Here is a 13889-nt window from a genome sequence, read left to right as displayed (position 1 = left end):
CATTATCCGTCGCGGGTTGCGATGGTGCGCTGGAGCAGGATGAAGGCGAGTAGCAGGACGCCGATGAAGATCTTGGTCCACCAGGAACTCAGGGTGCCTTCGAAGCTGATGATGGTCTGGATTACACCCAGGGTCAGTACACCGAGTACCGAGCCGAGGACGAATCCGGAGCCGCCGGTGAGCAGGGTGCCGCCGATGACGACCGCGGCGATCGCGTCGAGTTCCATGCCTACGGCGTGCAAGCTCCAGCCGGACAGGGTGTAGAGCGTGAACAGGATGCCCGCGAGTGCCGAGCAGAAGCCGCTGATCGCGTACACGGCGACCTTGGTCCGGGCCACCGGTAGCCCCATCATGAGCGCCGACTGTTCGTTCCCTCCGATCGCGTACGCGGTGCGACCCAGTCGGGTGTAGTGCAGAACGACGAAGGCCGCACCGACGACTGCCAGCGCGACGATCATGCCCACCGTCAGGAATACGTCCCCGCCGAGCCGGAATCGACGCTGCGCCAGATCCGTATACACCGGGTCGGTGATCGTGATCGAATCCGTGCTGATCACATACGCCAGCCCGCGCGCGAGGAACATACCGGCCAGCGTCACGATGAACGGCTGGATCTCGAAGTAGTGGATGACCGCGCCCATCGCGGCGCCGAAGAGCGTGCCGCCGACCAGCATGAGCGGCATGACCAGCAGCGGCGGCCACCCGTGCACGGTCACCAGCCATGCCGAGACCACCGTGGACAGGGCCAGCACCGCGCCGACGGACAGGTCGATGCCACCGGTGAGGATCACGAAGGTCGTCCCGACGGCGAGAACGAGCAGAAAGGCGTTGTCTATGAACAGGTTCACGAAAACCTGCGGATAGCCGAATGCCGGATAGCGCATCACCCCGACGCCGTAGATGACGGCGAACAGTGCGGCAGTCGCCAGCACCGGGATGTATCGGCTGCGGTGTCCGCGCATCGTGGGTCGGCGCAGAACAGGTCGGACGGCGCGGGCCTGGGTAAGCACGTTCATCTGGTCGCCTCCGTCGCTCTCGATGGGATGCTCGGTCGGGGTCGGCGTCGAAAGACCTTGGCGCGGAACGCCGGTGACTGGATCAGGCATACCGCGATCACCACGACCGCCTTGGAGACCAGCGTCGTCTCCGGTGGTACCCCGACGGTGTAGATCGTGGTGGTGAGCGTCTGGATCACCAGTGCCCCGAGGACGGTGCCGCCGAGCTGAAATCGCCCACCGGTCAACGCGGTACCGCCGATGACGACCGCGAGAATCGCATCGAGTTCGATCCACAGTCCGGCGTTATTGCCATCCGCCGCAGAGACATTCGAACTGATCATCAGTCCCGCGATCGCGGCGCAGCACGCGCAGACCGCGTAGACGGCCACGATCAGACCACTGGCCCGGATGCCGACCAGACGCGCCGCCTCGGCATTACCGCCCACCGATTCCAGCAGCAGCCCGAGCGCACTGCGCCGCAACAACAACGCGAGCACAGCGAACACTGCGACGGCGACCAATACGGGCACCGGCAGCCCGAGCAGATAACCGCCACCGATGACCTTGTACGGCGGACTGTTGATCGTGATGATCTGACCGGACGTAATCAGCTGTGCGACACCGCGCCCGGCCACCATCAGAATCAATGTCGCCACGATCGGCTGAATACCGAAGCGCGCCACCAGCACTCCGTTCCACAGTCCGAGCGCGATCGCCACGCCGAGCGCGATCAGCACCGCGACGGCAACGCCACCGGCATCGGCCTGATCCGGCATATTGCTGATGTGCAGACAGGCCAGCGCACCCGCGATGGCCACGACCGTGCCGACCGACAGGTCGATGCCGCGCGTCGCGATGACCAGCGTCATGCCGAGCGAGATCAGCACCAGTGGCGCGCCGTAGCGCAGGATATCGATCAGGCTGCCGTAGAGGTGTCCGTCCTGGATGCGGATCGAGAGGAACCCTGGCGTGAACGCGACGTTGACGATCAGCAATGCGATGAGCGCGGCCGCGGGCCAGAACAGGTGGCTTCGGATAATCGTCATGAAATGGCCCCGCTCGCAATGGTTTCCGTGAGGCGATCCATGGTCAGGGTGGCATCGTTGACGAGTTCGGCGACCAGCCGCCGATCGCGCAGGATCGCCACCTTGTGGCTCAGCCGCAACACCTCCTCTAGTTCGGCGGAGATGAACAGCACCGACATGCCCTCCTCGGACAGCGTGATGACCAGTCGCTGGATTTCCGCCTTGGCGCCGATATCGATGCCGCGGGTCGGTTCGTCGAGGATCAGCAGTTTCGGCCGGGTGGCCAGCCAGCGGGCCAGCAGCACCTTCTGCTGGTTGCCGCCGCTGAGGAATTTCACCGGCGTATCCGGATCGGCCGGGACGATCCGCAGCGAGGTGATGTACCGGGCGACGAGTTCGTCGCGCTTGCGCGTCGACAGCGGCCGGGCCCAGCCGCGCGCGGCCTGGACCGCGAGCACGATATTGTCGCGCACCGACAGGTCGAGGATCAGGCCTTGGGATTTGCGATCTTCGGGGCAGAAGGCGATCCGGTGGTCGATCGCGGCGCGCGGCGAGCGCAGTGCCGTCGGTGCGCCCGCCACGCGGAGATGCCCGGTGGACGCGCGGTCGGCGCCGAAGAGCAGTCGCGCCACCTCGGTGCGGCCGGAGCCGAGCAACCCGGCCAACCCGACGACTTCCCCGTCCCGGACGGTGAGATCGAACGGCGCGACAGAATTGCGGCGCCCGCCTATCCCGGTGGCCTGCAACAGCGGATCGTGGCGCGCCACCACCGCCGGATCCGGTTTCTCGTGCTCGATCTCGTCGAGCGTGCGCAGCGCCGTGCCGAGCATGTGCGCGATGAGATCCTTCTGGTCCAGCTGTGCCACCGGATATTCGCCGACGAGGGTTCCGTTGCGTAGCACGGTTGCCCGGTCGCAGATCTCGAAGATCTGATCGAGGAAGTGGGTGACGAATCCGATCGCGACGCCCTCGGCGGCAAGTCTGCGCATCACCGCGAACAGTTGCTCGACCTCACCGGAGTCCAGTGATGAAGTGGGCTCGTCCAGGATGAGGACCTTCGCATCCAGGTCGACGGCTCGGGCGATGGCGATGAGCTGTTGCACCGCAAGTGAATACGAGCCGAGTGGCGATGCGACATCGATGTTCAGATGCAGTCTTTCCAGCAGCCGGGCGGCATCACGGCGCATCGCGGCGAAGCGGATCAGACCGGCCCGCCGCGGCTCCCGTCCGATGTAGATGTTCTCCGCGACCGACAGATTCGGGCACAGATTCACCTCCTGATAGACGGTGCTCACCCCGGCCCGCAGCGCCTGCTGCGGGCCGGTGAAGCGCACTGGGCGACCGTCGAGTTCGATGATCCCGGCATCGGCGTCGTGGATTCCGGTGAGCACCTTGATGAGGGTGGATTTGCCCGCACCGTTCTCACCGACCAGTGCGTGTATCTCACCGGGGAACAGCCGCAGGTCCACCTCGGACAGTGCGGTGACCCCGGCAAAACGCTTGACGATGCCCGACATCCGAAGTGCGGGTGTGACAGTCGGTTCCGACATGCACTGCTCCGGCTCAGTACGTCCGGGTGGGCAGCGCGGCGGCGGCCTGGTCCTGGGTGTAGACGCCTTCGTCGGTGACGATTCGCTTGGGCGTCGGGTGACCCGCCACGACCTCCTTGGTGATCTCCATCAGCTTCGGGCCGAGCAGCGGATTGCATTCGACCACGACGTTGATCTTGCCGTCGGCCATGGCCTGGAAGGCATCTCGGGTCCCGTCGATAGAGATGATCTTGATGTCCTTACCCGGCTTCAGCCCGGCCTCCTCGATCGCCTGGATCGCACCGAGCGCCATATCGTCGTTGTGCGCGTACAGCACGTTGATATCCCGATGCGCGGCCAGGAATGCCTGCATCACCTCTTTGCCCTTGGCGCGGGTGAACTCCGCGGTCTGCGATGCGATGATCTTGAACTTCGGGTCGGCGCCGATGACCTCCTGGAAACCCTTCTTCCGATCCGTCGCGGGCGCGGATCCGGTGGTGCCCTGCAACTCCGCGATATTCACGGTGTCGTTCGAGTTCTTGGTCGCGTCGACGAGCCAATTCGCCGCCCTGCGGCCCTCTTCGACGAAATCCGAGCCGAGGAAGGTCACATACAGCGAGGTGTCGGCCGAGTCGACCGCGCGGTCGGTGAGGATCACCGGAATCTTGGCGTCCTTGGCCTCCTTCAGGACGGTGTCCCATCCGGATGCGACGACGGGGGAGAAGGCGATGACGTCCACGCGCTGCTGGATGAAGGTGCGGATCGCCTTGATCTGGTTTTCCTGTTTTTGTTGGGCGTCAGCGAATTTCAGCTGTATTCCGGCCGCGGCCGCGGCGTCCTGGATGGATTTCGTATTCGCGGTGCGCCAACCGCTTTCGGCACCTACCTGGGAGAACCCGAGTACGGTCTGGTCGCTTCCCGAGCTGCCGCAGCCGACGGCCGTTGCTGCGGTGAGGACAAGTGCGCTGGCGGTGATCAGAAGCCTCTTCAACACGATCAGGCTCTCCCTTGAATTGTGAAACGTGTTGCACCGAGGTGCGGTAGTCCTGTTAGTGTTAGCGCTCACATTCTTCAAGTCAAGAGCTCTCGCGGCCGTAATCTGGTGGCGACGACTGGATATCGGTTGCCGAGGTCAGCGCGGTGGTCCAGGGTCGCGGTGTGGCCACCGGCCGTGTGAGCGTTAACCTGGGGGAACTGGGACGACGCTTTGGAAGGTGGGATGTGAGGGACAGGGACGGATTTGCCGCCGGGGACACCTCAACGGCGGTTCGACCGGCGGGCGCGCGCCCGGCGGTCATGACCGATGTCGCCAAACTCGCCGGAGTCTCCCATCAGACCGTGTCGCGGGTGCTCAACGGCAGTGCGAACGTGCGCCCGGAGACCCGCGAGCGGGTATTGCGCGCCGTCGAACAACTCGGCTACCGCCCCAACGCCATGGCCAGGGGGCTGGTCAGCAGGCGCTCGAATATGCTCGGCGTGGTCAGTTTCGACACCATCCTGTACGGCCCGGCCTGCACCCTGCTCGGCATCGAACGTGCCGCTCGCACAGCGGGCTACGGTGTCAGCATCTTCGCCTTGGAGACAGTTGACCGCTCCAGTGTGCTGGCGGCCGCGAACAGTCTGGCCGATCAGGGAGTGGACGGGATCATCGTCATCGCCCCGCAGATGGCCGCCGCCGCGGCACTGCACAATCTGCCCGAACGTCTGCTGGCCGTCGCGGTCGAGGCGGGACAGGACAGTGGCTTGCCATCGGTATCGGTGGATCAGGTCGAGGGTGCCCGGCTGGCGGTGCGGCATCTGCTCGATCTCGGGCATCGCACGGTATGGCAGGTCGCCGGACCCAGTGATTGGCTGGAGGCACGCGACCGCATCGAGGGCTGGCGACGCGCGCTGGAGGCCGCGGGCGCGCCGATTCCCCCGGTGATCGGCGGGGATTGGAGTGCCCGCTCCGGCTACGAAGCGGGCCTGCTGCTCGCCGCGCAGCCCGATGTGACCGCGGTATTCGCGGCCAATGACCAGATGGCACTCGGCATGCTGCGCGCCTTCACCGAACGCGGTATCCGGGTGCCCGCGGATATCTCGGTGGTCGGTTTCGACGACATTCCGGAGGCCGCCTACCTTTCACCACCGCTCACGACCGTCCGGCAGGACTTCGACGAAGTAGGCCGCCGCAGTATGCAGATGTTGTTGCGGCTCTTGGAATTCGACGGCACCACCGCCGAACCGGCATCGCCTTCGGTGGTGCCGACGCTGGTCACGCGCGACAGCACGGCGGCACCGGCCCAGCGATGAAGGGTCAGGCCGCCGCGCGCTTCTTGTTGTAGACGTCGAATGCCACCGCGGCCAGCAGCACCAGGCCCTTGATGACCAACTGCCAGTCGCTGCCGACGCCGAGCATCGACATGCCGTTGTTCATCACGCCCATCACCAGCGCCCCGACAATGGCGCCGACGACCGTGCCGATACCGCCGCTGGCCGACGCGCCACCGACGAATGCCGCGGCAATAGCGTCGAGCTCGAAGTTCTGTCCCGCCTTCGGAGTTGCCGCGCCGAGCCGGGCCGCGAAGATGACACCCGCCAGCGCCGCGAGCACGCCCATATTCACGAAAACCCAGAACGTATTTGCTTTGGTATTCACCCCGGACAGTTGTGCGGCCTTCTCATTGCCGCCGACGGCGTAGATCCGCCGCCCGATCACCGACCGGTTCATGACGAACGAATACAGCACGATCAACACGATCAGGATGACGCCGATAATCGGAATCCCGTTGTAGGACGCCAATACGAAGCTGAATGCCAGGATGACCGCGCCGAGCGCCGTCAACTTCGCGATGAACAGCGAGCGGGGTCCGGCGGGCAGTCCGTAGGAGTGGCGGCGTTGGCGCACCCGCCATTGCGACCACACCAGGGCCGCCACCGCGAGCACGCCGATGAGCAAGGTCAAACCGTTCAGCTCGCCGACGCGCAGCCGTATCGCGATTCCGTTGAACCCGGCGAACTGAACGGCGTGCAGCGGCAACCAATTCGGAAGATACCCCGCCGCGATATTCACGAAGCCCTGCGGGAACGGCCCGATCGACTGACCTTTGAGCACCAACTGCGCCAGACCACGGAACAACAGCATGCCGCCGAGGGTGACGATGAATGCCGGAATTTTGACGTAGGCGATCCAATATCCTTGCCATGCACCGATGGCCGCGCCCATCGCGACGGCTGCCAGCACGACCAGTGGCCACGGCCAGTGCCACTGCACGATGGCGATACCGGTCACCGCACCGACCAGCGCGCACAGTGATCCGACCGACAGGTCGATGTGCCCGTTGATGATCACCAGCATCATCCCGATGGCCAGCACCAGGATGTAGCCGTTCTGCAGGATGACATTCGTGACATTGAGCGGCGTCAACAGGCTGACACCGTCGGAAAGCTTTGCCGTGGTGAGGATTTGGAACAGCAGCGTGATCACCACGAGCGCAACGATCATGCCGTATTGGCGCACGTTTCCGCGCAGGGTGCGGCGTAGCGCTGCGAGCGCGCCGACCTGTTTCTGCTCGACGGCCTTCGCGATAACCTCCGCGGAGTCGTCGTCTTCCAGTTTGTCCAGCAACGTCATTCGGGTACCGCCTCGGCTGTGGCGGTACCGCGTGTCATCAGTTTCATGACAGCCTCCTGTGTGGCTTCGTGTTTCGGGAGTTCACCGGTAATACGGCCCTGGCTCATCGCGTAGACGCGATCACACAGGCCGAGTAATTCCGGCAACTCCGAGGAGATGATCAGCACGCCCTTCCCGGCGGCGGCGAGCTGGTGGACGATCAGGTAGATCTCGTATTTGGCGCCGACGTCGATACCGCGGGTCGGCTCGTCGAGGATCAGCAGATCGGGTTCGGTGAAGATCCATTTGCCGAGTACGACCTTCTGCTGATTTCCGCCGGAGAGGTTGCCCACCTTTTGGAATACCGTCGGCGTCTTCACCGTCAGCCGGGTGCGCAGGCGCTCGGCTTCGACGATCTCGCGGTGGGTATCGATGACGGTGTGCCGGGAGACCGCGGGAAGATTGGCCAGGGTCATATTGCGCCGGATGTCTTCATCGAGGATCAGCCCGTATTGCTTACGGTCCTCCGAGACATAGGCGATCCCCGCGCCGATCGCATCGCGCACCGACGAAACTCGCAGTACCGCACCGTCTTTGCGGATCGTGCCGCGAATATTTCGGCCGTAGGACCGGCCGAAAACACTCATCGCCAATTCCGTGCGCCCGGCGCCCATCAATCCGGCGATACCGACGATTTCACCGCGCCGCACGTGCAGTGCGGCATCCCGGACGATCCGGCGATCGGCGATGGTCGGGTGATCGACATTCCAATCGGCGATCTCGAAGAACACCTCGCCGATCTGCGGATCCGCCCGCGGCGGGAACCGGTGGTCGAGATCGCGCCCGACCATCCCCTTGATAATGCGGTCCTCGGTGACCTCCGCGGCCGCCGCGTCGAGGGTCTCGATGGTGCGGCCGTCGCGCAGCACGGTTATCGAATCGGCGACCTCGAGCACCTCATTGAGTTTGTGCGAGATGAGGATCGAGGTGATGCCCTGTTCGCGCAGTTGCCGCAGCAGCGCGAGCAGGCTCGCGCTGTCGGTCTCGTTGAGCGCCGCGGTCGGTTCGTCGAGGATGAGCAATCGCACCTGTTTGGACAGCGCCTTGGCGATCTCCACGAGCTGCTGTTTACCGACTCCCAAAGCGGCGACCAGGGTTTCGGGATCCTCGACGAGACCGACCTGCCGCATCAGCAGCATCGCCTGCCGATTGGTCTCTTGCCAGTCGACGGTCCAGCTGCGCAGCCGTTCATTGCCGAGGAAGATATTCTCCGCGATCGAAAGCTGCGGCACCAGCGCCAATTCCTGGTGGATGATCGCGATCCCGGCCGCCTCGCTTCCGCGAATATCCTTGAACGCCACATCGGTACCGTCCATGCGGATCTGTCCGCTGTAGGAGCCGTGCGGGTAGACGCCGCTGACCACCTTCATGAGCGTGGATTTGCCCGCGCCGTTCTCGCCGACCAGCGCGTGGATTTCGCCGTCGGCCACCGCGAAATCCACCGCGTCGAGCGCTTTCACACCCGGGAATTCCATGGTGATTCCGCGCATTTCGAGAATGTGCTTGGTCATGGGCTGTGTCCTTTTCTGCATGCCCGAGGGGCCTCCGTGGTTACGCAGGCTGCCTCCTCCGGGCCCTGACTCGGCCGTGCGGGCATTCCGGGTCGTCAGGCGAAGTCGCGTTCGGAGTAGTAGCCGGAGTCGATCAGCACCTTCCGGTAGTTGTCCTTATCGACCGAGACCGGCTGCAGCAGATACGACGGAACCTTCTTGGCGCCGTTGTCGTAGGAGGTGGTGTCGTTGGTTTCCGGGGTGCCGCTGGTCAAGATCGCATTGACCATCTGCACGGCGCGTTTGGCGAGGTCACGGGTGTCTTTGAAGACGGTCATGGTCTGCTCGCCCGCGATGATCGACTTCACCGACGCCTTCTCGGCATCCTGACCGGTGACGACCGGCATCTTCTTATCGCCCCTGCCGTAACCGACCGCCTTGAGGGCCGAGACGATGCCGATACTGAGGCCGTCGTAGGGGGACAGCACGGCATCGATATTCGTGGTGGAGTAATTGGCGCTGAGCAGGTTCTCCATCCGGGACTGGGCGGTGGCGCCGTCCCAGCGCAGCGTGGTCACCTGATCGATGGCGGTCTGCCCGGAGCGGACCACCAGCTTGCCGGAGTCGAGATAGGGCCGGATCACCGACATGGCGCCGTTGAAGAAGTAGTAGGTGTTGTTGTCGTCGGGGGAACCGGCGAACAGTTCGATCGAGAACGGGCCCTTGCCATCCCGCAGTCCGAGCCGGTCCACTATGTAATTCGCTTCCAGCACACCGACTTTGAAGTTGTCGAAAGTGGCGTAATAGTCGACATTCGCGGTGTCGCGGATGAGCCGGTCGTAGGCGATCACCGCGATCTTGTTCGTCTTTGCCTGCTGTAGTACGCCGGTGAGCGATTTGTTGTCGATCGCCGCGATCACCAGTGCCTTGACGCCGCGGGTGATCATGTTCTCGATCTGCGAAACCTGCGTTTCGATGACGTCCTCGGCATACTGCAGATCGGTGTCGTAGCCGAGGTCCTTGAACTGCTTGACGATGTTGTTGCCGTCGGCGACCCAGCGTTCGGAGGATTTCGTCGGCATGGCGATGCCGATCATGCCGCCGGCCGCGGACGAATTACCGCTGTCCTCAACGGAACACGCGGCGGCGGCCAACAGCGCGGCGACACCGGCGGCGCCGGCGAAGAGTCCGCGTCGGTTGATAGTGGGCATGGGCACAACTCCTTGACTAGACCTGGACGAACTCGATACCGGCGAGCTGACAGAAGACCTGCCAGTCGGCGGCGTGGTGGCCGATATTCATGACCTGGTGATGCGGCCCGCCCGCGGTGAGCCAGCCATCCATGCAGGCACGCACGCCGCTCGTGGGGCGGAACTGGCCGTAGGGCATCTCCAGCGCGGGCAGTTCCTGGCTGTCGAGCACGGTGCCCTCCGCCACCACCAGCCGGAACTTTTCGCCGCCGAGCGAAACCAGACAGGCCAGCGTCGCGGGCCCCGGCCGGTAGCGGAACAGGAAGGTCGGCGGCTCGTCGAGCTTGCCGATGCCGAGCTCGCGCCGGATGAGCCGGACCGGCTCATCGGTGCGCGCGATCCGCCAATTCCCTTCGCCCATATGGCTCATCAGGATCGACTCGGAGGGGAAGTCCATCGCATACATCTCGGTGAAATGGCCGTCGCCGATCAGCTGATGTCCCGCGTAGACCATGGCGGCTGCCATCGCATCGCCCTCGGCGCCATAGCCGTACCCCTTGGCCATCAGGCTCGATGCCGCGGCCAGTGGCAGTCGCTGGAACCGGCCGTCCTCGCCGATCGCATCGAAATGCGTCGAGTACGCACCGTAGCCGCGGTCGGTGAGAATGCGTTCGATGGCGATCTGCATTCGGGCGTGGTCCTCGCGTTCCGCACCGGTCAGTGCCGGATCGATCGCGAATTCCCGGTCCTCCCAAGCCATCAGCGCCGCCACATCGTCATCGGTCACCGCCTGGCTGCCGCGGTAGAGGTCGCCGGGTGCGACGAAGCTGATCTCCGGCCCGAGCGCCCGCAACAGCGCGTTCTCGTCGACGCGGATATCGCCCATATCGTTCATGGCATAGCCGAAGACGCCGACCTTCAACGACCGCCATGCGGTGACCGCGCGCGCGGCGCGTGCCCAACGATCAACGCGCACAGCGAATTCCGGTGTGCGCCAATCGTCGGTCACCACGGTGAACGGACGGTCGGCGCGGACCATCGCGTTGGCGGTGTCCTGGGCGCCATGGATGCCCTGGTTGTAGGTCATATCCGCCATATCCCAGGCGGGGGTGACAGTCGGCTCGGGCTGAATATTGGCCAGTAGCACCGGAAGTCGGTTCTCGTTGAACAACCGGGCCACTCGCATCGCCGGGCCGTAGGTGAGCATCACCACCATGACGCCGTCGAGATCGGCATTGACGAATTCGCGCATGACCGCCTCGGCGTCACGCCGGTCCTTGACGGGGCGTCCGACGGTCCAGTCGGCGAGATCGGCGAGTTGTTCGGCGATATCGTGGGCGTAGCGGTCCTGGCGCTCGGCGATGCCCGGGATCATGTCGTCGTAGAGGGCCTGCATGATGCCGAGTAGGCCGATGCGTGGTTTCGGGTTCATCGAGGGCGTACTCCTTTGTCGGCGGCCGGAATTCAGTGCTGGCCGTATACGTTCTGGTAGCGGTCGTGCAGGCTGTCCACATCGGCCTGCGCGAGGGGGACCGGTTCACCGAGTTGGCGCGCGATATGCACGGTTCGAGCCACGTCCTCGCACATGACGGCCGCTTTGACCGCGGCGCGGGCGTCGCGCCCGACCGCGAAGACGCCGTGATTGCGCATCAGGACGGCGGGGGAGCGGTGGCCGGACAGCGTCGCGACCACACCCCGGCCGATATCGTCGTTGCCGATGAGCGCGAAGGGACCGACCGGAATTTCGCCGCCGAACTCATCGGCCATCGCGGTCAGCGCACACGGAATCGGTTCCGCGCGTGCGGCCCACGCGCTCGCGTAGGTCGAATGGGTATGCACCACACCGCCCACCTCGGGCATCGCCCGGTAGATATAGGCGTGCGCGGCGGTATCGCTGGACGGAGACAGATCGCCCTCGACCAGCTTGCCGTCGAAATCGCAGATCACCATCGAATTCGGGGTGAGTTCGTCGTAGGACACCCCGCTCGGCTTGATGACCAGCAATTCCTCTCCGGGTATCCGGGCGGAGACATTGCCGGCGGTCCACACCACCAGCCCCCAGCGCAGTAGTTCTCGATGCAGATCGACCAGCTGCTCACGCAGGCCGGTTATGGCGGTTCGCTCACTCATGCGGTGGCGGCTTCCCTTCGTGCGTCGTTACGGATGCGCCGCAGGCGATGCAGTACCTCGGTGCCGCCGCGGCCGAAATGGTCGTGTAGGGACTGGTATTCGGCGTAGATGGCGTCGTAGGCGGCGGCGCGGTCGGGATCGGGGAGGTAGGCATTGCGGTGCACCCGGCCCATCGCCTTGGCGGCGGCACGAACATCCGGGTAGGCCCCGGCGGCGACAGCGGCATGGATGGCCGAGCCGAGCGCCGGGCCCTGATCCGAGCCGATGATCGACAGCGGTAACCGCGTCACATCGGCGTAGATCTGCATCAGCAACGAGTTCTTCAGCAGGCCACCGGCAATCACGAGTTCGTGAACGGGAACCCCTGCGGCATTGAAGGTTTCGATGATGGTGCGGGTGCCGAAGGCGGTGGCCTCCAGCAATGCGCGATAGATGTCCTCGGGTTTCGTCGCAAGAGTGAGGCCGACCAGGACCCCGGACAGATCGTGGTCGACGAGTACCGAGCGGTTTCCGCTGTACCAGTCCAGCGCGACCAAGCCGTGTTCGCCGACCCGCTGCCGCTGCGCCAGCTCACTCAGATATGCGTGGGCGTCCATGCCGAGCGCGGCGGCCTCGGCGGGATAGCGCCCCGGCAGCGACGAGTCGACGAACCAAGCGAAGATATCGCCGACCCCGCTCTGCCCCGCCTCGTATCCCCAACTGCCACTGATGATTCCGCCATCCACGACCCCGCACATCCCAGGCACCTCGGCGAGGTGGTCACTGTTCATGACATGGCAGGTGGAGGTGCCCATCACCGCGAGCAACTGACCGTTCTCGACGGCCTGCGCGGCGGGCGCGGTGACGTGCGCGTCGACATTGCCGACCGCGACCGCGATCCCGGGCCGCAGCCCCGTCCATCCCGCTGCCCGCTCGGTCAGGCCACCGGCACGACCTCCGAGCGGGGACAGCGGGTGGACCAGCTTGCCGACGGCGAAGTCGGCGAAGTCCGGATTCAGCGCAGCGAGGTAGTCGCGGCCCGGCCAATTCCCGTCCTGGTGAATTCCCTTGTAACCGGCCGTACAGACGTTGCGCGTCTCCGTGCCGCACAGCTGCCAAACGATCCAGTCCGCCGCTTCGATGAAGCGCTCGGTCCGGGCATAGATCTCCGGATCCTCTTCCAATATCTGCAGCGCCTTGGCGAACTCCCATTCCGCCGAGATCTTGCCGCCGTACCGATTGATCCACGGCTCGGCCCGTTCGTGGGCGAGGGTGTTGATCCGATCCGCCTGCGCTTGTGCCGCATGGTGTTTCCACAACTTCGGGTACGCGTGCGGACGGCCCGCGAACTCCGGCACCCGACACAATGGCGTCCCGTCGGTAAGCGTGGGCAGCACCGTGCACGCCGTGAAATCCGTAGCGATCCCGATGACATCGGCCGGGTCGACCCCCGAGTCGGCCAGCGCCGCCGGCACCGCCGTCCGCAGAACGTCGAGGTAGTCATCGGGATCCTGCAACGCCCAATCCGGCGGAAGCTCAACGCCTGTCACAGGCAGGACGCGATCGATGACCCCATGCCGGTATTCGCTTACCGCACTACCGAACTCGACCCCATCCCGGACCCTGACAACAAGTGCCCGTCCGGACAACGTCCCGAAGTCGACACCGACCACATACTCGTCCGCCACTGTGACGCTCCTAACAATGTTAACGCAAACATTGTTAGCGCGAACATTTGCCCCGTGTCAAGGAGTCATCTGTTTAGTACGTTGTGATCGCTCACGTCGAGCTGGGTCAACGGCATCCGTTCCTTGGCACGAAGCACTCGCCGATGTGGCGGACCGGCGAGGTTGGCGACATGACGATCGGGGGCGCGGTTCTCGCGAGCGAGGCATT

At 64.7% G+C, this 13889-nt stretch carries 11 protein-coding genes; 1 reads left to right on the top strand and 10 read right to left on the bottom strand.

What is annotated here, in order from left to right; genetic code table 11:
• Nucleotides 1-2: 2 nt before the first annotated feature.
• From yjfF to ACQPZ2_RS33385, 4 genes are read right to left on the bottom strand one after another with little or no spacing between them, the layout of a single operon-like run.
• A complete protein-coding gene (gene yjfF, locus ACQPZ2_RS33400; RefSeq protein ID WP_433522060.1) occupies nucleotides 3-1016 on the bottom strand; it encodes a galactofuranose ABC transporter, permease protein YjfF in 1014 nt (337 codons plus the stop codon).
• Nucleotides 1013-2044, bottom strand: a complete 1032-nt coding sequence (locus tag ACQPZ2_RS33395; RefSeq protein WP_433522059.1) for an ABC transporter permease — start codon at nucleotides 2042-2044, stop codon at nucleotides 1013-1015. Before ACQPZ2_RS33395 ends, yjfF begins: the two co-directional genes overlap by 4 nt.
• The gene (locus tag ACQPZ2_RS33390) at nucleotides 2041-3573 is read right to left on the bottom strand and encodes a sugar ABC transporter ATP-binding protein (RefSeq protein ID WP_433522058.1); all 1533 of its coding nucleotides are present in this window, start codon (nucleotides 3571-3573) and stop codon (nucleotides 2041-2043) included. The genes ACQPZ2_RS33395 and ACQPZ2_RS33390 overlap by 4 nt, the downstream gene beginning before the upstream one ends.
• Nucleotides 3574-3586: 13 nt before the next feature.
• A complete protein-coding gene (locus ACQPZ2_RS33385; protein ID WP_040688225.1) occupies nucleotides 3587-4546 on the bottom strand; it encodes an ABC transporter substrate-binding protein in 960 nt (319 codons plus the stop codon).
• Between the two features lie 227 nt (nucleotides 4547-4773).
• Here ACQPZ2_RS33385 and ACQPZ2_RS33380 point away from each other — a divergent pair, with 227 nt between their 5' ends.
• The gene (locus ACQPZ2_RS33380; RefSeq protein ID WP_433522057.1) at nucleotides 4774-5844 is read left to right on the top strand and encodes a LacI family DNA-binding transcriptional regulator; all 1071 of its coding nucleotides are present in this window, start codon (nucleotides 4774-4776) and stop codon (nucleotides 5842-5844) included.
• A 4-nt stretch (nucleotides 5845-5848) separates the two neighbouring features.
• On the opposite strand, the gene mmsB is transcribed toward ACQPZ2_RS33380, so the two are convergent.
• From mmsB to araB, 6 genes are all read right to left on the bottom strand, one after another.
• On the bottom strand, nucleotides 5849-7165 hold the full coding sequence (gene mmsB / locus ACQPZ2_RS33375; protein ID WP_433522056.1) for a multiple monosaccharide ABC transporter permease: 1317 nt from the start codon (nucleotides 7163-7165) through the stop codon (nucleotides 5849-5851).
• A complete protein-coding gene (gene mmsA, locus ACQPZ2_RS33370; RefSeq protein ID WP_433522055.1) occupies nucleotides 7162-8715 on the bottom strand; it encodes a multiple monosaccharide ABC transporter ATP-binding protein in 1554 nt (517 codons plus the stop codon). Before mmsA ends, mmsB begins: the two co-directional genes overlap by 4 nt.
• Before the next feature lie 95 nt (nucleotides 8716-8810).
• Nucleotides 8811-9905, bottom strand: coding sequence for a multiple monosaccharide ABC transporter substrate-binding protein (gene chvE, locus ACQPZ2_RS33365; RefSeq protein ID WP_040698588.1), 1095 nt, complete (start codon nucleotides 9903-9905; stop codon nucleotides 8811-8813).
• A gap of 16 nt (nucleotides 9906-9921) precedes the next feature.
• A complete protein-coding gene (locus tag ACQPZ2_RS33360; RefSeq protein WP_433522054.1) occupies nucleotides 9922-11316 on the bottom strand; it encodes an L-fucose/L-arabinose isomerase family protein in 1395 nt (464 codons plus the stop codon).
• Between the two features lie 32 nt (nucleotides 11317-11348).
• Nucleotides 11349-12014 carry an L-ribulose-5-phosphate 4-epimerase gene (locus ACQPZ2_RS33355; protein ID WP_063040493.1) on the bottom strand — a complete coding sequence of 222 codons (666 nt, stop codon included), beginning with the start codon at nucleotides 12012-12014 and terminating at the stop codon, nucleotides 11349-11351.
• The gene (gene araB, locus ACQPZ2_RS33350) at nucleotides 12011-13681 is read right to left on the bottom strand and encodes a ribulokinase (RefSeq protein WP_433522053.1); all 1671 of its coding nucleotides are present in this window, start codon (nucleotides 13679-13681) and stop codon (nucleotides 12011-12013) included. Before araB ends, ACQPZ2_RS33355 begins: the two co-directional genes overlap by 4 nt.
• Nucleotides 13682-13889: the final 208 nt, after the last annotated feature.

Origin of the sequence: Nocardia pseudovaccinii (assembly GCF_050942345.1) — a bacterium.
Taxonomy (GTDB): domain Bacteria; phylum Actinomycetota; class Actinomycetes; order Mycobacteriales; family Mycobacteriaceae; genus Nocardia; species Nocardia pseudovaccinii.
The sequence above is the reverse complement of the archived record's forward strand: the minus strand, read 5'-3'. Positions and strand labels throughout refer to the sequence as shown.